19 protein-coding genes and 1 riboswitch are annotated in these 22,628 nt (G+C 48.6%); of the genes, 12 read left to right on the top strand and 7 right to left on the bottom strand.

Annotated elements, in window-relative coordinates; all coding sequences use genetic code 11:
* The first annotated feature begins 44 nt into the window (after positions 1 to 44).
* Genes HP567_RS14790 through HP567_RS14780 form a run of 3 tightly spaced genes read left to right on the top strand, consistent with a single transcriptional unit; the run spans position 45 to position 2,680 of the window.
* Complete coding sequence (locus HP567_RS14790) at positions 45 to 1,046, top strand: ABC transporter substrate-binding protein (protein ID WP_173609694.1); 1,002 nt, start codon at positions 45 to 47, stop codon at positions 1,044 to 1,046.
* Positions 1,043 to 1,846, top strand: coding sequence for an alpha/beta hydrolase (locus HP567_RS14785; RefSeq protein WP_173609695.1), 804 nt, complete (start codon positions 1,043 to 1,045; stop codon positions 1,844 to 1,846). Before HP567_RS14790 ends, HP567_RS14785 begins: the two co-directional genes overlap by 4 nt.
* A 39-nt stretch (positions 1,847 to 1,885) precedes the next feature.
* Complete coding sequence (locus HP567_RS14780; protein WP_173609696.1) at positions 1,886 to 2,680, top strand: DUF817 domain-containing protein; 795 nt, start codon at positions 1,886 to 1,888, stop codon at positions 2,678 to 2,680.
* 54 nt (positions 2,681 to 2,734) lie between these two features.
* Here HP567_RS14780 and HP567_RS14775 read toward each other — a convergent pair whose 3' ends face one another.
* Complete coding sequence (locus HP567_RS14775) at positions 2,735 to 3,718, bottom strand: ABC transporter substrate-binding protein (protein WP_173609697.1); 984 nt, start codon at positions 3,716 to 3,718, stop codon at positions 2,735 to 2,737.
* 185 nt (positions 3,719 to 3,903) lie between these two features.
* A complete protein-coding gene (locus tag HP567_RS14770) occupies positions 3,904 to 5,052 on the bottom strand; it encodes an MFS transporter (RefSeq protein WP_173609698.1) in 1,149 nt (382 codons plus the stop codon).
* A gap of 169 nt (positions 5,053 to 5,221) precedes the next feature.
* On the opposite strand from HP567_RS14770, the gene HP567_RS14765 reads away from it, so the two are divergent.
* Genes HP567_RS14765 through HP567_RS14755 form a run of 3 tightly spaced genes read left to right on the top strand, consistent with a single transcriptional unit; the run spans position 5,222 to position 7,433 of the window.
* On the top strand, positions 5,222 to 5,773 hold the full coding sequence (locus HP567_RS14765; protein ID WP_173609699.1) for a helix-turn-helix domain-containing protein: 552 nt from the start codon (positions 5,222 to 5,224) through the stop codon (positions 5,771 to 5,773).
* A gap of 31 nt (positions 5,774 to 5,804) precedes the next feature.
* A complete protein-coding gene (locus HP567_RS14760) occupies positions 5,805 to 6,893 on the top strand; it encodes a M24 family metallopeptidase (protein WP_173609700.1) in 1,089 nt (362 codons plus the stop codon).
* 30 nt (positions 6,894 to 6,923) lie between these two features.
* Positions 6,924 to 7,433 carry a GNAT family N-acetyltransferase gene (locus tag HP567_RS14755; protein WP_217367030.1) on the top strand — a complete coding sequence of 170 codons (510 nt, stop codon included), beginning with the start codon at positions 6,924 to 6,926 and terminating at the stop codon, positions 7,431 to 7,433.
* A gap of 88 nt (positions 7,434 to 7,521) precedes the next feature.
* Here HP567_RS14755 and HP567_RS14750 read toward each other — a convergent pair whose 3' ends face one another.
* The gene (locus HP567_RS14750) at positions 7,522 to 9,120 is read right to left on the bottom strand and encodes a peptide chain release factor 3 (protein ID WP_173609701.1); all 1,599 of its coding nucleotides are present in this window, start codon (positions 9,118 to 9,120) and stop codon (positions 7,522 to 7,524) included.
* Positions 9,121 to 9,306: 186 nt separating this feature from the next.
* Here HP567_RS14750 and HP567_RS14745 point away from each other — a divergent pair, with 186 nt between their 5' ends.
* The 5 genes from HP567_RS14745 to HP567_RS14725 all read left to right on the top strand — a co-directional run bounded on the left by HP567_RS14745 (position 9,307) and on the right by HP567_RS14725 (position 13,838).
* Entirely contained in the window at positions 9,307 to 10,827 is a 1,521-nt protein-coding gene (locus HP567_RS14745) for a carboxypeptidase M32 (protein ID WP_173609702.1), read from the top strand.
* Positions 10,828 to 11,005: 178 nt separating this feature from the next.
* Positions 11,006 to 11,725 (top strand): 3-ketoacyl-ACP reductase, encoded by a 720-nt coding sequence (locus HP567_RS14740; protein WP_173609703.1) that lies wholly within the window; start codon positions 11,006 to 11,008, stop codon positions 11,723 to 11,725.
* 208 nt (positions 11,726 to 11,933) lie between these two features.
* On the top strand, positions 11,934 to 12,083 hold the full coding sequence (locus HP567_RS14735) for a hypothetical protein (protein WP_162837744.1): 150 nt from the start codon (positions 11,934 to 11,936) through the stop codon (positions 12,081 to 12,083).
* A gap of 114 nt (positions 12,084 to 12,197) precedes the next feature.
* On the top strand, positions 12,198 to 12,776 hold the full coding sequence (locus HP567_RS14730) for a mismatch-specific DNA-glycosylase (RefSeq protein WP_173609704.1): 579 nt from the start codon (positions 12,198 to 12,200) through the stop codon (positions 12,774 to 12,776).
* A gap of 72 nt (positions 12,777 to 12,848) precedes the next feature.
* Positions 12,849 to 13,838, top strand: coding sequence for a phosphotransferase (locus HP567_RS14725; protein WP_173609705.1), 990 nt, complete (start codon positions 12,849 to 12,851; stop codon positions 13,836 to 13,838).
* Positions 13,839 to 13,897: 59 nt separating this feature from the next.
* Here the strand turns inward: HP567_RS14725 and HP567_RS14720 are convergent, their stop codons facing one another.
* Complete coding sequence (locus tag HP567_RS14720) at positions 13,898 to 15,769, bottom strand: bifunctional homocysteine S-methyltransferase/methylenetetrahydrofolate reductase (protein WP_229088033.1); 1,872 nt, start codon at positions 15,767 to 15,769, stop codon at positions 13,898 to 13,900.
* Between the two features lie 45 nt (positions 15,770 to 15,814).
* Positions 15,815 to 19,270 carry a methionine synthase gene (gene metH / locus HP567_RS14715; protein WP_173609706.1) on the bottom strand — a complete coding sequence of 1,152 codons (3,456 nt, stop codon included), beginning with the start codon at positions 19,268 to 19,270 and terminating at the stop codon, positions 15,815 to 15,817.
* 98 nt (positions 19,271 to 19,368) lie between these two features.
* A riboswitch (SAM riboswitch) is annotated at positions 19,369 to 19,470 on the bottom strand.
* A gap of 212 nt (positions 19,471 to 19,682) precedes the next feature.
* Between metH and HP567_RS14710 the strand changes: the two genes are divergently transcribed.
* A complete protein-coding gene (locus HP567_RS14710; protein WP_007724452.1) occupies positions 19,683 to 19,790 on the top strand; it encodes a YjcZ family sporulation protein in 108 nt (35 codons plus the stop codon).
* A gap of 65 nt (positions 19,791 to 19,855) precedes the next feature.
* Here HP567_RS14710 and HP567_RS14705 read toward each other — a convergent pair whose 3' ends face one another.
* Positions 19,856 to 22,060 (bottom strand): YcdB/YcdC domain-containing protein, encoded by a 2,205-nt coding sequence (locus tag HP567_RS14705; RefSeq protein ID WP_173609707.1) that lies wholly within the window; start codon positions 22,058 to 22,060, stop codon positions 19,856 to 19,858.
* Positions 22,051 to 22,623 (bottom strand): sigma-70 family RNA polymerase sigma factor, encoded by a 573-nt coding sequence (locus HP567_RS14700; RefSeq protein ID WP_173609708.1) that lies wholly within the window; start codon positions 22,621 to 22,623, stop codon positions 22,051 to 22,053. The genes HP567_RS14705 and HP567_RS14700 overlap by 10 nt, the downstream gene beginning before the upstream one ends.
* Positions 22,624 to 22,628 lie beyond the last annotated feature (5 nt).

Below are 22,628 nucleotides of genomic sequence, written 5' to 3'. Positions count from 1 at the left end.
TTCCTGAGTGAGAAACATTATCAACGAGAGGGGATTCCACTTGTATGACAAAGAAAACAAGTCTTGCGCTGATGCTGACCACGACGATGCTCGTTGCTGGACTGGCAGCAGGCTGTGGGAACAACGTAAGCAGTGAGGCAGTGACGCAGAAGGTCGATTCGTCTGCGACTGGGAATTTCGCAGGATCGGCAAAAAGCTCTTCTGACCACCCTACCTACCCCCGGGTATTAAAAGATGAAATGGGTAACGAGGTGACATTGCCTGCCGCACCTGCCAAAATATTCGCTCCCAATCTGGAAGATACTTTGGTCGCACTGGGCGTTGCTCCGGTCGTGCAGTGGTCTTCTGGCTCAAGACCAAAAATGTATTTGCAAGATCAGCTAAAAGATGTGCCGTCCATTGCCTTCACAGGTGGATTGCCTCCAGAGCCAGAAGCGGTTATGGCCCATGAGCCAGATCTCATCCTCTTGCACAATGCCAACCATATCGAAAGCGGCGTGTACGATAAATATAAGATGATTGCGCCGACATATGTGTTCAAGCAAGCAAATGCTGATCTCGAATCTTCCGTACGCGTGGTTGGCAATTTGTTGGGCAAGTCGGCGGAAGCTGAAAAAGCTTTACAGACATATAAGGAGCATGTCGAGGCAGCCAAAAAGGAGCTGGCCCCTCATATCCAAGGCAAAAAAGCAGCGATCATTCGCTTCAATGGCAGAGGGATGTTTTTCATCAAGTACGATTTCTTCAGTGGATATGTCCTTACCAATGAGCTAGGCTTTTTGCCAAGCCAGGTTGTATCCGGCGGTGACATCAATTTATCACTGGAGAGCTTACCTGATTTGGATGCGGACTATATTTTCCTCATCAATGATGCTGGTACGGGAGATGCCTTCGAGAAAGAATTAACAGAGAGTCCTGTTTGGAAAAGCATGGAGGCTGTGAGGAATGGTCGTACGTTTAAAGTAGAGGGAGATCACTGGTTAAGTGGCGGCCTGATCGCACATAGGAAAGTCATTGACGATGTGAAAGGATTGATTGCAAAATGAAAATCATAGAGAAAAACGACTACTCCACTCGTAATTGTGTAGAGTGGACACTGCAATCAAGCCAAGGTCATGACTATCGGATTATGATTGCGATTCCGGAAGCTGAGGCCCCTCCCGAAGGATATGCGGTTATTTATGCCGTAGATGGCGATGCGATGTTCGGAACGATTGCCGAGACAGTGAAGTTGCAAACCCGCAAGCCCAAGGGCTTCAACCCAGCCATTGTTGTAGGAATCGGCTACCCGTCCCGTCTGCCATTTGACATGAACCGCCGTTGTTACGATTTGACCATGCCTGTGGACGCAGCTACACTTCCTGACCGACCGAATGGGCAGCCTTGGCCAGAGCATGGTGGAGTTGATTTGTTTCTCGATTTCCTTGAACAGCAGCTGATGCCAGCTGTTTCTTCCGAATGGCAGGTAAATCCGAGCAAACAGGCGATTTTCGGCCACTCGTTGGGCGGTCATTTCACACTGTATACGATGTTCTCGCGTCCGAAGCTTTTCTCACACGTCGTATCAGGCAGCCCTTCCGTCTGGTGGGGCAACGACGAGGTATTAAGAGAGCAAGAGCGCTTCATCGCCCGTTGGAAAGGCGATCATGAACTAAAGCTGCTTGTCATTGTTGGCGGCGATGAGCTCTCCTTCATGGTCGAGGGTGCACAACGGGTCGTCGAGCGCATGGAATCACTCGCTACCAAAGGTGTTCAAGTGAGCTTCATCAATTTCGAAGATGAGGGCCACGTAAGCGTGCTCCCTTCCGCTATTAATAGGCTTGTGCGGTTTGTGCTTACGGATTAGCCCTTTGAAACTACTCTCGTAAACGTAAAGGACAGACAAATGATACGATATATGCGTCTATTGCTTCATTTCGGTTATCAAGAAGCCATGTCTTGCTTGTTTCCGGTCTTTATTTTCGGTTCGCTCGCCTTATCCAAACTCGTCACCATTCCTGGTTTGCCAAGATATGACCTCCTGCTGTTGCTCTGCCTGCTCTTTCAGATTTTCATGGTGAAAAGCGGCTTGGAGTCTCGGGACGAATTGAAGGTCATCACGGTCTTTCACGTGATCGGGCTCTGCTTGGAAATATTCAAGGTACATATGGGATCTTGGAGCTATCCAGAGGATGCGTACAGCAAAGTGTTTGGTGTTCCTCTTTACAGTGGGTTCATGTACGCCAGTGTCGCGAGCTACTTATGTCAAGCTTGGCGTCGACTAGAGGTTTCTCTCACCGGTTGGCCGAATCAGATTATCGCCACCATTTTGGGTGCAATGATCTATCTGAACTTTTTCACCCACCATTATATTTGGGATTTGCGTTGGGTGCTTATGGGAGCTATTTTCATTGTCTTCTGGAAAACACGTGTATATTTTACTGTCGCGAACGAGCGGTTTTTCATGCCCATCCCTCTTGGCTACTTTTTGATCGGTTTTTTCATTTGGATTGCGGAAAATATAGCGACGTTCCTCGGCGCTTGGAATTATCCGAATCAAAGAGCAGGCTGGGAGCTCGTGCATCTCAGTAAAATCAGCTCGTGGTTTTTACTTGTCATCGTGAGCTTTATTATCGTGGCGGAATTGAAGCACGTAAAATCCAGACGATCCCAATCCCATGATAGCAAGGAACACATGTAAAAAGCCTATCCACTCTTCGTACAAAACGTCAAAGGGTGGATAGGCTTTCTCTTCTTACTTAATAACGTTGCTGAGTACATTCTCAATCATTTGGCGGTTGGCAATGACGCCTGTGTACAGCCAGCTGGAATCTTTCGCAAACGTATACGCATTTCCATTCTTCACAGCAGGGATATTCGCCCATATTGCATCCTTTTGCAGTTGTTCTACAGCAGTCGGATTACTGTTTACAATAAACAAGTACTCGGCATCCAGTTCAGCCAATTTCTCCATAGAGATCGCGTTCCAGTTTGCTTCTCCTGACTTGGAGATTTCCTGAACGATAGCAGGAACCTTAAACCCGAGATCCTTGTAGAGCACATCGCCGCTAGACAAGTCCTGACGTGCTACGTACACATTTTTCCCCGTCATCCACAGCGCTGCCGCTGATTTTTCCCCAATTGCTTGCTGCAACTTTTGCTTCGACTCGGCTGCAAACGTCTCATAATCCGCCAGCGCTTTCTTCGCTTCTTCTCCCTTGTTGAGGACTTCTCCTACTGTCAGGAGCTCTTTTCGCCAATCGCTGTTCTTTTCTTTTCCAATGGTGTACGTAGGAGCGATTTTTGAATACTGGCTATACTTGTCCCCTTGAACCAGGGATGCGCTATCCAAAATAATCAGGTCGGGGCTGTGGCTCATCACGACCTCTGGCGGCAGATCGTAAGGAATCGCTGGAATACCCGCCAACTCTTTTTGCAGGTAGCCTTGTACCTGGTTGTTCCCTACTGACCATTGAGCAACTGGCTTCACTTCCAACGCTACTAAATGATCCTCCAGATAAGAAGCGATCACGCGCTGCGGTTTAGCTGGGACTGTTACTTCATTCCCCATCGCATCCTTCAGTACTCGTGGAGCTTCCGCAGTTGGTGTCGCGGTCTGACTGTTGCCCGTCTGTGTCTCTGGACTCGCAGTGTTCGGCTGGCCAGAGCAAGCGCTCACGATTGTAACGAGGCTTGCCAATACGACACTGGCTATCGAAAGTTTGGCTGTTTTTTTCATGGGTGTGTTCCTCCATTTGCGTCATGCCATCTAGCAGCGACAATTGCCTACTTGACCGCATTTTCATTGAGAATAATTATCATAATCACAATGGGTATTATAGCGGATCATGGCAAGATGCTCAACTTTTTATTTTGAAAACGAAAAAAGACCCCCTGCTTACTAAGCAGAAAGTCCGTATCCTCCTAGCGTGGAACCCCGCTTAACAAGAATCGATGCAGTCCCCCGATCAGACAGACACCCGCGGTTACAAAAAACGCAATGAAGTAGGAATGGTGCCAATTCCCCAGCAAGCCTGCCAATACTGGGCTCAATACCGCTCCGATTGACAAAACCGCCGAGTAAATACTAAACACACTCCCGTATAACTCTCGGGGTGAATGTACCGTCAAAACGGTTGCAAAAGCAGGGAACAGCATCCCAAAGCATGCACCGAAGAAAAACATCATAACGTGAATCGGAATCGCCAGCCCGATTGCCAGGGCGTACAGCAGAAGGCTGAGCACACCCAATCCGGCAAACGTTCTCGTCTCAACAGGGACGCGGTGCAGCCAAAACTGGCATAAAATCGCAAGTGCTCCCAACCCTTTCAAGCTGAATAATATCCCCGTAACGGCCGGGGACATCCCCTGTCTTTGGATGAGCAAAGGCACTTCATAGATGATCGTTCCTTGTGCGTAAATGATCGCAAATCCCCCAAGAAACGCTGGATACAGCATTCGATTTTCCAGGATGGCGGTTAGGCTCTGCTTGCCCCCACCTTTCATCCTTGGCGTTGACGGCGCGCTTCCCTCTACTCTATCGGGCAGCATCATCCAAGCGAAAACGCCAGCAATCATCATCATGTAGCCGAGAATCACAAATGATTGACCATAACCAAACTGCACCGCCAAAAAGCTACCGACTGCCGGGGATACAATACCTGCCGAGGTAAGGACCAATCCCTTTTTTCCCATGATCTCGCCCTGCTCAAGTGCCGTCTTCCCTGTTTCTCCGAGCAAGGCAGAACAAGCAGGAGAAACAAACGCCATCAAAAACCCGAGCATCAGCCGAAAGGTAAAGAAACCCGCGGTATTTTGCACAATGCCTTGACCAATCAGCATCACACCAGCCAAAATCAATCCACCTGCGATAAACCATTTTTTCGGATAGCGATCGAGAAAAGGTCCTGCGAGCAGGTTGCCTGTCAAGTTGCTGATCGCATATCCCCCGAGCACGAAACCAATCATCGCAGCGGATACACCCAATACGTTTAAATACGGCGCAAGAAGTGGCGTCTGCGCGTGCATGTCAAAGGCAACAAGAAACAAAACCACTAACAGGAGAGCTCTCAAAACATTCCCTTCCTCTCTAACGGCCTGTCTTTATTCCAGTATATGAAGCGAATGGTACAAGTAGGATACGAAAAGAAGAAGGAAGATTCAGAATAGATGTAGCATTTATTTTTGTATTACCGTAATATTTACTGTAATACCGTAGTCGACTTTGTCAGGAGGTGACTTTTTGGAGCACATCTACAAAAAAATACGAGCACTTCGTATTCAGCAGGAGCTTACTTTAAAGGATTTAAGCGAGAAATCGGGATTCTCCGTCAGTTTTTTATCACAGGTAGAGCGCGGCAATAGTTCGCTCGCGATTACTTCTCTGCAGAAAATTGCGGAATGTCTGGGTGTCCCCATTACGTACTTCTTTGAAGTCGAAAAAGATGTCACGTACCACACCCCCATTGCAAGGCGTAAAACGTTGCAGATTGAAGGGTCACCTGTGAAGTACGTTCGAATCGGTGGAAATTTCCCTGACAGAGCACTTGAGCCCCTCCTCAACGTGTTGCCACCCGGACAGACGAAGCATGTCGCCTTTCAGCATCCTGGGGAAGAGTTTTACTATGTCGTTAAAGGATGTGTCACCATCGTCGTCGACGAAACAGAATACCATCTCGATCAAGGAGACACAATTCACTTCCCTTCCTCTCTCCTTCATACGTGGTACAATCCTTCCACTGTTGAAGAAGCCGAGATCCTGTCCGTTTTGACACCTGTCATTTTTAGAACCTAACCTTGTCTACCATTAAAAAAGGGTGATCTGGATGCAAGAAAGATTGGAAAAGCTGCACGCGTACATGGAAAGCAGGAAATTGGACGCATTGATTATGACGCATCCCAAAAACGTGTACTATTTTACCGGATTTTTGACGGAGCCACATGAACGGTTTATGGCCCTCGTTTTGGTGAAAGGTGAGTCCCCCTTCCTCTTCGTTCCACTGCTGGACGGTGAAAAAGCACGGGAGGCTTGTCCAGCCATTATGATTTACACGCATGATGATTCACAGGATGCACTGACTGTGCTTCAGCAGCTGCTTCCAACTCCCCTCTCTCACATTGGTGTGGAGAAGAACCATTTGACAGCGAAAACATATGAGTCGCTTGTCTCGATCGTGCACGCTACAGAAGCAGTCGATGTCGGAGAACTGCTGTCCAATATACGTGTGTCCAAGGATGCATCTGAAATCGCTACCATCAAGCGGGCAATTTGGGTGATGGAGGAATCCCTACGCCGTACGCTCCCTCTGATATCCGTAGGGATGACGGAACTGGACGTCGTAGCAGAACTGGAATACCAAATGAAAAAGCTAAAAGCCCAAGGCCCTTCCTTTTCAACGATTGTACTGGCGGGAGAAAAATCAGCACTGCCCCATGGTGACCCAGGAGAACATGCGATTCAGGCAGGAGAAGTTTTGTTGATTGACGCAGGGGTCTATGTCGATGGGTATGTATCGGATCTGACTCGTACTTTTGCAGTTGGTCAAATAGGGTCAGAATTGCTAGACATGTACGATACGGTCTTGCAAGCGAATCTGGCCGGGATACAGGCCGTTCGACCAGGAGCTCCGATCGCAGAGGTTGACCGAACTGCACGAGCTGTCATTGGGGACCGGGGCTATGGAGAATTTTTCATCAATCGTGTCGGGCACGGAATCGGACTAGAGCTACATGAAGCTCCTTACGTTCATAGCCAAGCAGCAGGAGAGCTCATCCCGGGCATGGTTTTCACGATTGAACCAGGCATTTATAACACGAAGATCGGTGGCATCCGCATCGAAGACAATGTGCTCGTCACGAAGGATGGCGTAGAAGTATTGACGTCGTTTCCCAAAGAAATGCAAATTATTGGATAAATCCAAAAAGCAAAGGCTGGTGTCGTTCCTTTGAAAGTGCTGGAAACAGATCGTCTCATCCTCCGCTGGCAAACTGCCGAAGACGCAGATTTTGTCTTGAAACTCATGAATGAGCCTTCTTGGATTCGATTTATTGGCGATCGTGGTCTTCGTACGACGGAAGACGCCCGCAACTATATTTTGAATGGTGCTGTCGCGATGTACGAGAGTCTTGGCTTTGGTCTGTATTTGGCAGAGCTGAAGGAAGGAAATGTTCCGATCGGCTTATGTGGACTGATCAAGAGAGATTCGTTGGAGGATGTCGATATCGGCTTTGCCTTACTGCCCGCATACTGGGGCAAAGGCTACGCGTATGAGGCAGCCTCTGCTGTTCTTGCCCACGGAAAAGAAGTTGTCGGCTTAAAGCGCATCGTAGCAATCACTAACCCCGATAATGCATCTTCAGCCAACCTTCTAAAGAAAATCGGTCTGCAAGAGAAAGGAATGGTTACCCTTCCAAATGCTACGGATGAGGTCAGATTTTTTGCCATCGAGTTCTAGTCCATGCTGTCCAAATGAGTCGTGGAATTCGTGAAATGGACAAAGAGGGCCTCACCGTGATCGGGAGGCCCTGCATTTTCTTTTTCAATTAAGAATGAACAGTTTTCAAACCGAGAGAACTCTCGTGGAACTTGATATTCGAGTACTTATCCATCGCGACACGCAGCTGGTACTCGCTCTCAAACAGCATAACCGGACGGCCATAACGGTCGGAAACGGTTCGGTTCTTCACAGCATCGAGGTCTGCTTTCTCCCCTTCGAGCCAGCGAGCGATTTGATACGGCATACGAGTCAGCATGATGTCTACCCCGTACTCGGCTTTCAAACGGTATTCAAGTACCTCGAACTGCAGCACACCTACCACGCCAAGAATCAGCTCTTCCATCGGATGGGTACGGAATAATTGCACCGTTCCTTCCTCGGTCAACTGCATGATTCCTTTTTGGAATTGCTTGTGCTTCATCGCGTCCTTCACCATCACCTTGGAGAAAAACTCTGGCGAGAAGTGCGGCATTTCTTCGTACTCAAATGATTTTCCGACACAGAGTGTATCGCCGATCTGAAAAATGCCCGGGTCAAAAAGACCGATGACATCTCCCGCGAACGATTCTTCGACTATTTCGCGGTCCTGTGCCATAAACTGTACCGGCTGCGCCAATTTGATGTCTTTGCCAAGACGGACGTGCTTGACTGACATTCCCCGCTCAAACTTGCCGGAGCAAATACGCAAGAAAGCGATGCGATCTCGGTGAGCTGGGTTCATATTGGCTTGGATTTTGAAAATGAAGCCGGAGAACGCGTTCGTATACGGATCGATCAAGCCTTCTGTACTCTTCTTCGCGGAAGGTGCTGGCGCCATTTGCAGGAAGTTGTCCAGGAATGTTTGTACACCGAAGTTATTGATGGCACTACCGAAGAAAACAGGCGTCAGTTGCCCTTTGTTGATCAGTTCAGGATCGTATTCATCTCCCGCAACATCCAGCAGAGAGATTTCGTCCTGCAATTGCTGCCACAGTTCTTGACCAACACGATCACCGATCAATGGATCTTCTGCTCCCTCAACAGGGAAAAAGGAAATTTCCTCGTGCTGTGTATTGTTTTGATACAGCTCGACACGAGACTTCATACGGTCAAATACGCCGCTGAAATAGCTGCCCATCCCAATCGGCCAGTTCATCGGATAAGAACGAATACCCAGTACACGCTCAATTTCTTCCAAGAGCTCGAATGGATCTTTACCGTGACGGTCCAGCTTGTTCACGAACGTAAAGATCGGAATACCCCGCATCCGACAGACCTTGAACAGCTTGATAGTCTGTGCCTCTACCCCTTTTGCTACGTCGATAATCATCACAGCAGCGTCAGCAGCCGTCAGCGTACGGTACGTATCTTCACTGAAGTCCTGGTGACCAGGTGTATCCAAAATGTTGATGTGGTGTCCGTTGTATTCGAAATCCATCGCACTGGACGTAACGGAGATTCCACGCTTTTTCTCGATCTCCATCCAGTCGGAGGTGGCATGCTTGGAATTTTTGCGCCCTTTGACCATCCCTGCTTCACGGATGGCTCCGCCGTAGTAGAGCAGCTTTTCCGTCATTGTCGTTTTACCCGCATCCGGGTGGGAGATGATGGCGAAGGTACGGCGTTTTGCTATCTCATTTTCCCATTGGGGATTGGATTGACTCATCTTCATTCTCCTGTCATCGCAAATAAGTAACACATTCGTATCCTCTACGATTATACCGACAAATGCTTGCCGCATCCACCTAGTAATTTTTTGTTAAACCGATATAATATTCAGTAGTAAAAATTTTTTGACTGCATGACGTACATATTGATTACCAGAACATGACAAATTTACAGGAGGAACCCTATGTCAACGACTGTGGAAACACGTGCGGCCAAATTCCGTGACTATGTGAAGAAAATAACCAGCTACACGCAAGCACTGAACGTTCTTTATTGGGACAAGGCTACACAAGCTCCTCGCAATGGAATGGATGCCCGTTCCGAAATCATCGGGACATTGGCAGGCGAGCAATTCAAGCTGGCGACGTCTAAAGAAATGGAAGCGCTTTTGACAGAGCTAAGTGAGCCATCTGTCCTCGAAACATTGGATGAAATTACCCGTCACAGTGTGCTGGAATGCAAAAAGGAATTTGACCGCAACAAGAAAATTCCTGCTGACAGGCATCAAGAGTACGTTGTACTGACCGCCAAGGCAGAAACAGTGTGGGAAGAAGCTCGTGCCAACAACGACTTTTCCATGTTCCAGCCGTACCTCGAGAAAATCGTGAACTTCCAGCTCGAGTTCATCGAATATTGGGGTCATGACGGCAAAAACAAATACAACACCCTCTTGGACATGTATGAGCCTGGCATGACTGTCGACCAGCTCGATCCGATCTTTGCTACCTTGCGTGAGAAAACCGTCAAGCTGGTAAAAGCGATCGCCGACTCTCCGAACAAGCCAGACACATCCTTCTTGACAAAAAACTTCCCAGTGGCAGACCAGGAAGCATTCAGCCGTTATATCCTCGAGAAAATCGGATACGACTTCACGTCTGGTCGCATGGATCGTAGTGCGCATCCGTTCTGCACCACCTTCAACCCTGGGGATGTTCGCATTACGACGCGCTACGCTGAAAATGATTTCAATTCTGCACTCTTCAGTTGTATTCACGAGGCTGGACACGCGATGTACGAGCAGAACATCAATCCAGAACTGCTGTTCACACCACTGTGCGATGGTACCTCCATGGGGATTCACGAGTCTCAATCCCGCTACTGGGAAAACATGGTCGGACGCAGTCTGCCATTCTGGAATCACTTTTTTGCGGACTTGCAAAAAGCGTTCCCTACCCAGTTCGAAGGAGTGTCTGTAGAAGATCTGCATCGTGCGGTTAACGCTGTTACTCCTTCCTTTATCCGGACAGAGGCAGATGAGTTGACGTACAACCTGCATGTCATGATCCGCTACGAAATCGAGAAAGGCTTGATCAATCAAACCATTCAGGTGGCTGATCTGCCAAAAATCTGGAACGAAAAAATGAAAGAATACCTGGGTGTCGAGCCACCGACAGATACATTGGGTGTGCTTCAGGATGTCCACTGGTCAGGCGGAATGATCGGTTACTTCCCGACTTACTCGCTGGGTAATGTGTATGCGGCACAATTCGTCCACGTTATGGAGAATGAGATTAACGGTTACGAGGAGCTGATCGCGAAAGGCGATTTCGCGCCGATCCGTGAGTGGCTCAAGGAAAAAATCCATCAGTACGGTAAAATGAAGAGCCCTCGTGAACTCGTTCAAGCGATTACTGGCGAAGGTACAAATGCTACTTACTTAATGAATTACCTCGAGAAAAAATACACAGACGTATACAAGCTGTAAGTAGTTCTCCCCTTGCTCCCCAATGTTCTCCCTACTCAGGGAGGACATTTCCATTTTCAACAGTTACTTTTCGTAACCTACGTACATAAAAGTGCATCCTTCCCCCCAGGGATAAATGCTAGTACACTGCACAATATACATGAGATTCCTATTGTCTTGAAAAAGGAGTGTTTTTCGTTTGGCTATCGATCTAAAAGGAAAAACCGCATTCATTACGGGTGCAGGTAAAGGTATTGGCCGCGCAATTGCGATCGCTCTCGCAAAGGAAGGCGTGCATCTCGGTCTCTTGGCTCGCTCTGAGGAAAGTCTGAAGCAAGTCGCCAAGGAAGTAGAAGCATACGGCGTCAAGGTAGCGACTGCGACCGCAGACGTCTCCAATTACAATGCTGTCACAACAGCTATTGCTTCTATCAAAAATGAACTGGGTCAGATTGATATCCTGATCAATAATGCGGGCGTTGCCAAATTCGGCAAGTTCATGGAGCTGGAAACAAGTGAATGGGAGCAAATCATCCAAGTTAACTTGATGGGTGTCTATTACGTGACTCGCGCGGTGCTCCCAGGTATGATTGAACAAAACGCCGGTGACATTATCAACATCTCTTCCACAGCAGGACAAAAAGGTGCTCCTCTTACCAGTGCGTACAGCGCATCCAAGTTCGGTGTTCTTGGTCTGACGGAGTCTTTGGCTCTTGAAGTACGCAAACACAATATCCGCGTCACGGCGCTGACTCCGAGTACGGTAGCTACCGATTTGGCTTTAGACTTGGGTCTGACAGACGGAAATCCTGAGAAGACGATGCAGCCTGAGGATATTGCTGAGTTCGTGGTTAGCCAGCTGAAACTGAACAAACGCATCTTTGTGAAATCCGCTGGACTGTGGTCCACCAATCCATAGAAATGACATGGCAAAAAAGCGGAAAGAATCCGTTCGTACAGGCGGATTTCTTTTCGCTTTTTTTCGAAGCCCTGTGAAATCGCTTCAATTTTGTTCACGTTCTATCCACGATTTCTTCACGCCTTATTCACACCTGCCCAACCAAAAATGCCCTCAACTGGAGTATGATGAACATGTAAAACATTTCCACAAAGTGGAGGGTATCCTTATGATACAAATGCTGTCGAATTGGTTGTGGGGTAATGAAGAACAAGAAGTCGTTCCATTCGAGACGAAAAGATACGTCCGGAATGAAATGGAGCAATTCACGTTCAACGAGCCACAGCAAGTGCTGCCGTATCCGCATCCCCAGCTCTAAGATCCGTTACTTGATCCAATATAACCTGAAGCTGCCGAGTCTGGCAGCTTTTTTTGCTTCTTTCTGAAAGCGCTCACTGATGTGCTACAATGTGGTAAACAGGAGGGGTTCGCTTTGGTCGAGTTCACAGAAAAATGGTTGCCTACATACATACGCCGCGATTTGGCAGTCTTATTTTGCGGGATCAATCCAGGGCGTATATCAGCTACGACGGGTTTTCACTACGCCAATCCAGCCAACCTGTTTTGGCGCGGATTGTACGAAGGAGGCCTGACACCTCACAAGCTCTTGCCAGAGGAAACTGCTACCCTCTTAGACTACAACTATGGTATTACCGATCTGGTCTCACGCCCTACCCGCTCCGCAACAGACCTGCGCAATGAGGATTTTGCTGCAGGGGCAGAGCTGTTCGTCCAAATGATCCAGACTTACCGGCCTCGTGTCATCTGTTTTAACGGCATTACTGCTTTTCGTCACGCGACTGGACAAAAAAAACAAGCAATTTCACTGGGACTGCAGCCAATCAGGTACTTTGGGACAGAAGATTGGTCCGGCAGCTATGTGTTTGTCGTCCCGTCTACAAGTGGGGCTAACGCATCTTTTACACGTGAGGAACGAATCGCCAAGTTTACTGAGCTGAGTCATTTTTTACGCGAGATGAATTGGCACCCTCTTCCCTTGCCAGCTAAGTAGATATTTAGTGTCATTCACACCTTTTCTTCCGTACAATACTTGTAGCTCTGTACGCAAGGAGGGGCATCAGCAGTGGACGACCTCATCAAAAAAATCCAGATCAAATACGACATGACTGTTTTGCATCACAAGACCATTCGGGATACACCCAAATCACTCGTCATTTACTTGGAAACAACCAATGGCAAATTCATTGGAAAAGCTTCCCCTCTGCAAAAGGAACGTTTACATTTCATCCTGGATGCTGAAGCGCATTTGCGGAAAAAAGACGTACTCATCCCCGACATTCAACGAACCAAAAATAATAAGCGTTACATAACTCATAAGGAAAATCTTTTCGTTCTCCATCAAAGGCTATCCTGGCCAAATATCGCGTATAACTCCCCTATTCGAATGGAACGGATCGGCTCGGTATTGGGCAAATTTCATATGAGGTCGCTCGGTTTTTCTTCCAAGCATGGCAACCTTTATAATGGCGCAGAAAAATGGACCGTGGAGTACAAGACAGATTTAGCTGCCCTTGAGAAGTGGGAGCTTCAATATGCCGGGAAGAATGATCAAAAATACGCTGTGATCGCGGAATACCTTCCTTTTTTTAAACAAGCCGGGATCACAGCAAAGGAACATTTGATATCCTCTCCATACTTTTCGAAATGGAAAAGGGAACCCTTAACCAACCATTTTCTCTGTCATGGAGATTTTAATAATGGGAATTTGCTCGTCAGTAATCAAAGAATTGCGATCATTGACTGGGAGGACGTTCGTTACGATTTTCCGTCCAAAGACATTGCCCGTGTTCTATCCCTTGCTATGCGAAAAAATGACCAGTGGAACGAGGAATTGTTCTCTCATATATTGCGTGGCTATCTCCAAGAAAATCCCCTTTCGATGGAGCAACTGCATTTGCTCTTTGTCGATCTCACTTTCCCGCATATCATTGAACGTTTTTTACGCAAAAAGCTGTATGCCCAGATGGACCTTGCGGAGATTCAACAGTTTTGCAATCGGGAAGCTCTCAAGACCGCCTTTATGCTAAACGAAATGAAGGCCCATGTGTATTAGAAGCAAGGCTATAGCCTGTCTATACAATGGGCCTTCCCTATATATCTGGCGTAAAACCGTTAAGCCTGGGCCATCTTCACCAAAGAGCTTTGCTGGCGTGTATATGAAATGAGCTCTGCCGCCATCTCGTAATAATTGAACGGTGTAATCAGATAGATACCATTGAAGTAACGAACGGCCGTGTCGACCAATTCCTTCGCGATTGCAATTCCTTCCTGTCTGGCGGCTTCTCCCTGAACCTTTTTCATCCGTTCCAGAGCCTCTGTCGACAGTTTGATTCCGGGCACTTCATTATGCAGGAACTCCGCATTACGCGAGCTGGTCAACGGCATGATCCCGATAAAGACAGGAATGCCGATATGCTTCGTCGCCTCGTACACATTCCGAATGGACTCTGCATCGTACACAGGTTGCGTCATAATGTAATCCGCGCCTGCCTCGACCTTCTTTTCCAATCGGGCAACAGCAGCATCCATATTTCGGACATTCGGATTAAAGGCGGCGCCTACGATGAACTGGGCTTTTTGCTTTAACGGACGTCCTGAGAACGAAACACCTTCGTTCAACTGCTTCACCATGCGGATTAGATCAAACGAGGTCACGTCAAATACCGAGCTGGCACCCGGCAAGTCCCCAAAGCGTGATGGATCGCCAGTAATCACCAATATTTGATCGATCCCCAGAGCGTGCAGCCCCATTAAGTGCGATTGCTGCCCAATCAGATTGCGGTCCCGGCAAGCAAGGTGCAAGAGTGGATCGATTCCATGTCTGCTCTTCATGAGTGCCCCGAGTGCCATGTTGCTCATCCGAACTGTCGCCAACGAATTATCCGCCAGCGTAATCGCGTCCGCTCCTGCTTTGTGCAGCTCGCAGCATCCGTGGAGAAATTGGTCTGCATCCAGATCACGTGGCGGATCAAACTCGACAATGATCGTCGTTGCGGTTTTTACGCGCTCGACAATGCTCGGTTTCTCCCTCTCCCTCGTGTTCTGCACAGAAATCGTAGGACGATCTCCAGCTACGATGGTCGGGTTTACACGCGCTTGCGGCTCCAGTGACTCAAGTGCATCCGCAATCGCCTTCACATGTGCAGGTGTGGTTCCGCAGCATCCGCCAATCAACCGAACCCCCTGCTCACGCAAACGAAGCGCACTCTGTCCAAAATATTCAGGTGATGATTTAAAAGCGTATTCTCCGTCAGTCATCCCCAGACGCCCTGCATTCGGGAATACAGATAAGAGTGCATCTTCTGGAATCACTGTATTTTCAAACGAGCGTAAGAGTTCAGCGGGACCAAGGCGACAGTTTAGTCCGATCACGTCAGCGCCCGCGGCTTTCAGCTCAGAAAAGGCATCTGTCAAAGCGTAGCCATCACGTGTACGCCCTACTTCCAAAGTGGCTAACTGCGCGATTACGGGTACATCTGTGAGCGGGCGGATTACCTCGATCGCCAGAAGCAGCTCCTCCAAATCGAGGAACGTCTCCAGAATCAGTCCATCCACGCCCGCATGCAACAATGCGATTGCCTGTTCCTCATACTGGTCACGGAATTCATCCAATACCTTTTTCTTCACCCGTCCAGCCAAAATAGATCCGATGCTGCCAGCTACATACGCATCATCCTGTGCAGCTTCCCTTGCAATGGCGACTGCAAGCCGGTTAATCCTCGCTACTTTATGCTCCAAACCGTAACGGCTCAATGCATCTCGGTTGGCAGAATACGTATTTGTCTCTAGGAAACGTGCACCCGCCTGGTAGTAAGACGTATGGACTTCATGCACCAAACGAGGGTTGGACAAACACAGCTCTTCAAAGCTGACGCCAACTGGGACGCCCAGCCCGTGCAGCTGGGTCGCCATTGCACCATCTCCGACTAGGAGGTGGTCTTTCAAGTAGGCTCGTAAATCTTTCTTTCTCGTCGTCAACTCCATCCCTTCTCTCCCATTTTCATTTATACGTGGTCAAACTCCGTCGTTTTAGACTTCAAAAATAGATGGACCTGCATTGAAGTAACGCGCTTCAGGGTGAGCAAATACCATCGCTGATACAGAAGCCTCTGGCTCCATCATGAATCCCTCTGTCAGCTGAACGCCGATATCCTCTGGACGCAATAGACGGAACAACTGCGCCTGATCTTCCAGGTTCGGGCAAGCAGGGTAACCGAAGGAGACACGAATGCCCTGATATCTAGCTCCAAAGCGCTCCAGCATCGTCATTTCAACAGGGTCTGGTATACCCCACACGTCGCGCATGACGTGATGAATTCGCTCAGCAAATGCCTCTGCCAGCTCCAATGCCAAGGCTTGGAGGACATGAGAGCGCAAGTAGTCACCACGCTCTTTTAGCTCTGTAGATTTTTCGCGAATCCCGCCCCCAGCCGTTACGGTCAGGAATCCGACATAATCCATTTCCTTGCTCTCCACCGGTCGCAAGAAGTCGGCCAGGCAAAGATGAGGTTCTTCCAGCTGACGCGGGAACGAAAAGCGCTCCAGCAACTTGCTGTGGTCTTTAGGATCATAGACCAAAATATCGTTGCCATCTGACTGAGCCGGGAAGAACTGATACACACCGTGGGTCGAAATGGTTCCTTTTTGCTTCGCTTCATTCAATAACTCTTCCACAATGCCGTACAGTTCCAGTACCTTCTCGTCGCCTTCCTCTATCAATCTATCTACATTTCCGCGTACGCCGAGGTGTTTTCCGAGGAGCATCCGCAGGTTCAAATACGGTTGCAGATGGCTCAGCGGGTATTGTCGCAAAACATGTCGTTCACAATCGGGCGGCAGATGGATTGGAACGGTTCTGCTGATGGCTGAACGAGCTGGCAAAGGTGCTTTTTTCTCCTCGACAACAGGCTGAGCCGTTGCGACTGCTTCCAGCAGATGCTGCTGTTCCTCTACCAAGCGATCACGTTCTTCTGGATTTTGCAGACGATTCACAAGCTCCAGACCATCCATGGCGTCTTTTGCGTATAAAACAATTCCACGGTATTCCGGTGCAATCCGGTTCGATGTGAATTTGCGTGTCAATGCCGCACCGCCAACCATCATCGGGATATCAATGCCTGCTTCACGAAGGTCTTGTGCGGTAATGACCATTTGCTGCGCGGATTTTACCAGGAGTCCAGACAGACCGATGGCATCCGGCTTTTCTTCTCTGCATGCGGCAATCAGTTGCTCTGGCGGTACCTTGATCCCCAGGTTTACGACATTGTAGCCGTTGTTTGACAAAATAATTTCCACGAGGTTTTTTCCGATGTCGTGTACGTCGCCTTTGACGGTCGCCAGCAAGATTTTCCCCTTTGCAGCGGCATCGCTTTTTTCCATGAATGGCTCTAAAAACGATACGGATGCCTTCATCACTTCCGCGCTCTGCAGTACTTCTGCCACGATCAACTGGTTGCCGTTGAACAGGCGACCTACCTCTTCCATCCCAGCCATCAACGGGCCATTGATGATCTCGAGTGGTGTGTATTTATCCAGCGCCAGCTTCAGATCTTCCACCAGACCATCCTTGGAGCCTTCGACTACATAACGGGCCAAACGTTCTTCAAGTGTTAACGAGGAGACTTCCACACGAACTTCCTTTTTCTTTTGACGATAAAATTCAGTGAAGGCCGCCAATGTCTCATCATTTGTCTCGAATAGAAGGGCTTCTGCCAGCTTTCTCTCGTCTTCTGGAATCGAAGCGTAGCGCTCCAGCTTTTCTGTGTTAACGATGGCGTAATCAAGCCCTGCGAGAGTGGTGTGGTACAAGAAGACCGCATTCAGCACTTCCCGACCCGCAGGAGGCAAGCCGAAGGAAACATTACTGACACCCAGGATCGTCTTGCAAGCAGGCATTGCCTGTTTGATCAAACGAATGCCTTCTACGGTTTCCTTGGCAGAGCCGATGTATTGTTCATCCCCTGTCCCTACTGGAAAGACAAGTGGATCAAAAATAATATCCTGTGGCTTTATTCCATACTGGTTGACGAGAATGTCATACGAACGTTGTGCGACCTCCAGCTTCTTTTCGCGAGTGATAGCCATACCCGCTTCTTCAATCGTTCCGACGACAACGGAGGCACCGAACTTGTGAATAAGCGGAACCACTTCCTCAAATCGATCCAACCCGTCTTCCAGGTTAATCGAGTTGAGAATGGCCTTCCCTTGCGAATAGCGAAGTCCCAACTCCATGACCTTGGCATCTGTCGAGTCGATCATGAGCGGTGCTTTTACTTTTTTCACGATGAACTGTAGGAATTTTTCCATATCTTCGTATTCATCACGGTCGGGGTCAGCCAAGCATATATCGATGACATGTGCCCCACGCTTTACTTGGGCTCGGGCAATATCAGACGCTTCTTCATAGTGACCAGCTGCAATCAGATCACGGAATTTTTTGGAACCGATGACATTGGTCCTCTCCCCTACGAGCAAGGGACGATTGTCATCTTCGACGTAAACGACCTCGATCCCGGAGACCGCGCTCAGCGGTTCTACAGCAGCACTGCGCGGCTTGCAGTCTTTCAATGCTTCTGCCATCGCTTGAATATGGTCAGGCGTTGTTCCGCAGCAACCGCCAGCGACGTTTATCCAGCCCTGTTCCGCGAACGCCCGCATTTTCGAAGCAAGTCCCTGTGGCGTTTCATGATAATGACCGTTCTCATCTGGCAAGCCTGCGTTCGGATAACAGCTGACCGCACATTGGGCAATTCCTGATAGTGTCCGCAGATGATCACGCATGAACTCGGGTCCTGTCGCACAGTTCAGACCTATAGAAACAGGCTTTATATGCTCCAAGGAGACGTAAAACGCCTCGATATTTTGGCCCGCCAGCGTCGTGCCCATCGGCTCAATCGTACCTGACAGCATAACGGGGAGCTCCTGTCCAAGCTCTTCAAAAGCTTTGCGAATCCCGATCCCGCCAGCCTTGACGTTCAACGTATCTTGCGAGGTTTCTAAAAGAAGAACATCGGAGCCGCCGAGAATCAGACCTTTTGCCTGACGATAATAAGCCTCGATCAGTTCTTCGAAGGTGACACCGCCTGTCAACGAAAGGGTTTTGGTCGTCGGTCCCATGGCACCTGCTACAAAACGCGGCCACTCCTCCGTGGAATAGGCATCCACCGCTTCTCTGGCCAAGCGAGCTGCCGCTATATTGATCTCAAGGTCTTTCTCTGGCACATCGTACTCGGCCAAAACAATGGAAGCAGCACCAAACGTATTTGTCTCGACGATGTCTGCGCCTGCCTCTAAATATTTCTCGTGAATGGAACGAATCACATCTGGTCTGGTCAAGTTCAGGAGTTCATTACAGCCATCATAGGCTTCACCGCCGAAATCATCAGCAGTCAGATTCGCCTGTTGAAGCATGGTGCCCATTGCACCGTCCAGAATCAGAATTTTCCGGGAAAGCTGTTCGCGAAAAGTTGGAAAAGTTGGTTTCATTGACGTGCCCCTTTTCTCCCTTGCATCTGGGTAAATAAAAAATCCTCTTCTTTGAAAGAAGAGGATTTGTCAGCAGATACGAAAACGCCTGAGACATCCTCTTATCTTTCAAAGCACGTAGCTTTGCTGGAATTGGCACCGGATTTTTACCGGTTGCCGAGGCTTCATCAGGCCAGTCCCTCTGCCTCTCTGGATAAGAGTCGTACACTTGTCATTTAGTTGGTTTGCGAAATGTCTTGAATGTTTGCAAGTATCTTAACACCCCCTTTGTCTCCCCGTCAATTGTGAATTGTCTATTTTTTACTGAGCTTCTCTTCTTACCCGCCCATTTTTGCCTAAGTGGGCATCCGCCCAGTCCAATATCGGCATTCGTGTATAGACTGGAGTATAACGGAAAGGAGGGGAAACAAAGATGAGTACATCTTTCTGCGGTAACGGATTCTTCGGTGACTGCTTCGCAATCGTGCTCGTGCTGTTTATCCTGTTGGTTATTATCGGGTGCTCGTGTGACGACTGTTAGATAAGTGTAAAAAAGGCTATCCCAAAAGCCATCAGGAATGGCTTCGGGATAGCCTTTTTTTCTTGTTATTTGGTGATGATCTTGCCTGTCACAGCATCCAGAGTAATATATTTGAACGCCAGCTTTTCGTCACTCCACGGCACATACGCCATCTTTGGTTGAGCTAATTTTTGCCCATCCACATCTCTCCTCAAATAGACCAGCTTTAATGGCATGACTCGTAAATACGCCTCAACAGCCTTGTCTTTCGAGACGATCTCGTCGGATGCTGGAAGCTCCACCAACTCGTGCGTCTCTCTGTAGTTTGCGAACTTTGTCACTTTGCCAGAAGACGGATCGACTGTTACTGAATAAGCCGCTTTCGGCCAGCGATCCTGTACTGGAATGCCATCCTTGCTCATGAGATATCTGAATTCCCATTCGCCCGAAGACACAGGATTCGTTTCGTCTGGCTGTATGACTTGCGCCAATTGCACTTCTTTTATGCCTGGATCAACGTATTTAGGCAGAAAGGCAAGTGCAGCCTCTTCCGCTTGCTCGCGTTTGACTGTCACTGCTGTATCGGATCGCGGTGACCCCAGCCCGACGACACTGCCTGTTTCTGCGAGAACTTCTACGCCGATATACTTGTCATTTTTATCATTCCAGACGTATTCCTTGCGTCCGTCACGGTTACTCTCTCTATAGGTCGAGTCATCCACTTGTATGCCGAATTCCGCTTGCAGCAACGCTTTTGCCTCATCCTTGGAGCGAACCTTGACGTATTCCTTTGGAGATTCGATCGGATGTGCTTCCTTCGTATTCAACTGATCATAAGCAAGCCCGTTATCTCCCGTTCCATACACCATCTTGCCATTGGTCGCGTCGATATACCACTCCTGACCATCTTCACGTCCTCTTTGCATGAAGGAAACAGCTGGTGTGTACTCCAGAATGGGCTGCCACATATCCCCTTGATTTGATTGTGGCTGTATTCTCGGATTCTGCACGTACCGAAGCTTCATATGCTCGCTCAGCTCTTTGATGGCTACCTCTTCTGACACAGCAGTCGATACATCCGGGTACTGCGACGGCTCAAATGATTCGAGCCCCTTATTGAAATATTCGAGGTGGCCAGAGTCGGTTGTTTCGATGCTTATTTCATCAGACAACACCGGCATCCCGTTATAGTATCTCAGGTACAATCCCGGATGGTTGGCGTCCAACAACCGATAGTTCTCGCTATCAGCCCCGAGCAGCTTGTTCAGGAACTGTCGCTCTTGCTCCAATGCTTTTGCTCCTTCTGCTCTTTTCTGGCTCTTTGCTTCCTTTTCATCCTTAAACAGAAGCCTATAATGTTCCAATGCTTGACCATTGCCAGTGATCACAAGAGAAACTTCATGACCCTCTTTGTTCGTTTTCCCCAAAATGAATGACATGCCATCGTGGTTCTTTTCTTTATCCAAAAGAAGAAGGGATGGGCTCAAATCGGGCATGGCATCTGTCAGCTTGGTGAAAAAGGCTTGTTCGCTCTTGTTCAATCGCCCGAAAAACGCGACTTGCTCACGTTCGTCAATTCCAACCGACAATACGTCGAACGGAACGGGCTGGCCGTTTTCGATCCGTTGATAATTCACGCTCATCCATGGGCCTTTTACCATATGCTCGTCGGTGTAGATCTGAGTCTCGACGAGCTGATAGGTCTTACTTTCCTCCCCCAAAAAAGCTTGAAGAAATGCGCTTGCTGCTTTCGCCGCAGTCTTGGATGATGGCAAGTTTATCTCCTTCTGTTCTTTCCGCTCACCGTTTATTGTAAAGCTCTCAATTTGTCCTGTCTGTGTATCATAGACAACATTGGCACGCGCAGTATCCCCTTCCAGTAAAGTTAGTGCACTGAATCCATAGCTTGTACGATCCACTCTTATTGTCATCTTGCTCAAGGCTGGAATCACTTTTTTCAATGGTAAGACGGCATCTTCCGCCGACACCATTACACTGTTCTGATTTGCCTCTTTATTATTTGTTTCCGTAGCAGTCGTTGCAATCGCATTCGTTACATTTTTGCCATTTGGCAACTGTGGAAACCAGCCTTGCTGGTGCATTCCCACAGCAGTAACCGCCAAGCAAGCTGCCAGCGAACCAGCCACGAAAATTCGGTTTCGATTCTTGTGTTTATTCTTTGCAATCGCATCTCTGATCCGCAATTCCATTTCCTTTGTAAACCTCACTTCCTCCACCGATTCCTCACTTGCACTCCGTACCGCTTCACGCATTTGCTTATCTACGTCCATTCCAATCCCTCCTTTTCACACAATGCCTTAAAATGTTTTCGGGCCCGTGACAATTGGGTTCGTACGGCATCTTCTGAAATATCCAACACATGCGCAATCTCTTTTATCGACAAATCTTCATAGTAATGAAGTACCATGACTTTTCGGTACAGCGGCGAGAGCTTCATCACCTGCTCCGCTACCTGTATCTTGCTCATTTGTCCGATGACTGCCGATTCAACATTTGCCGTGTCGACCTTTTCCGGGGGTGCTTCCTCTTTGGAGAGGTATGTAGAAAAAATCTGGCGAAAGGACCACGAACGCAAATATTTGCGGGACTCGTTGATCGCGATTCGGTAAAGCCATGTTTTCACGCTACTCTGATGGCGGAACTGATCCAGACCCCGATACGCCTTCAGAAACACTTCCTGGGTAATGTCTTCCGCAATTCCCCGATCCTTGACGATCAAGTAGGCGAGCTGCACGATGTTGTCTCCGTACTCGCTCATGAGCCTCGTCAGCTTCTCCTCGTTGGTCAATTGCAGCGTCCAGTCCGCTTCGCTACTTTTGGCACTTGCATTCACGCGCT

The sequence above is a fragment of the Brevibacillus sp. M2.1A genome (assembly GCF_013284355.2).
Classification (GTDB): domain Bacteria; phylum Bacillota; class Bacilli; order Brevibacillales; family Brevibacillaceae; genus Brevibacillus.
This window is presented reverse-complemented; position numbering and strand designations above follow the sequence as displayed.

Bases quoted from the DNA above. Each gene is read 5' to 3' on its own strand.
- HP567_RS14735 (WP_162837744.1), top strand. From the start codon at position 11,934: ATGATACAAATGCTGTCGAATTGGTTGTGGGGTAATGAAGAACAAGAA.
- HP567_RS14785 (WP_173609695.1), top strand. From the start codon at position 1,043: ATGAAAATCATAGAGAAAAACGACTACTCCACTCGTAATTGTGTAGAG.
- HP567_RS14720 (WP_229088033.1), bottom strand. From the start codon at position 15,769: ATGGAGTTGACGACGAGAAAGAAAGATTTACGAGCCTACTTGAAAGAC.
- metH (WP_173609706.1), bottom strand. From the start codon at position 19,270: ATGAAACCAACTTTTCCAACTTTTCGCGAACAGCTTTCCCGGAAAATT.
- HP567_RS14790 (WP_173609694.1), top strand. From the start codon at position 45: ATGACAAAGAAAACAAGTCTTGCGCTGATGCTGACCACGACGATGCTC.
- HP567_RS14705 (WP_173609707.1), bottom strand. From the start codon at position 22,060: ATGGACGTAGATAAGCAAATGCGTGAAGCGGTACGGAGTGCAAGTGAG.
- HP567_RS14775 (WP_173609697.1), bottom strand. From the start codon at position 3,718: ATGAAAAAAACAGCCAAACTTTCGATAGCCAGTGTCGTATTGGCAAGC.
- HP567_RS14760 (WP_173609700.1), top strand. From the start codon at position 5,805: ATGCAAGAAAGATTGGAAAAGCTGCACGCGTACATGGAAAGCAGGAAA.
- HP567_RS14745 (WP_173609702.1), top strand. From the start codon at position 9,307: ATGTCAACGACTGTGGAAACACGTGCGGCCAAATTCCGTGACTATGTG.
- HP567_RS14750 (WP_173609701.1), bottom strand. From the start codon at position 9,120: ATGAGTCAATCCAATCCCCAATGGGAAAATGAGATAGCAAAACGCCGT.
- HP567_RS14710 (WP_007724452.1), top strand. From the start codon at position 19,683: ATGAGTACATCTTTCTGCGGTAACGGATTCTTCGGTGACTGCTTCGCA.
- HP567_RS14780 (WP_173609696.1), top strand. From the start codon at position 1,886: ATGATACGATATATGCGTCTATTGCTTCATTTCGGTTATCAAGAAGCC.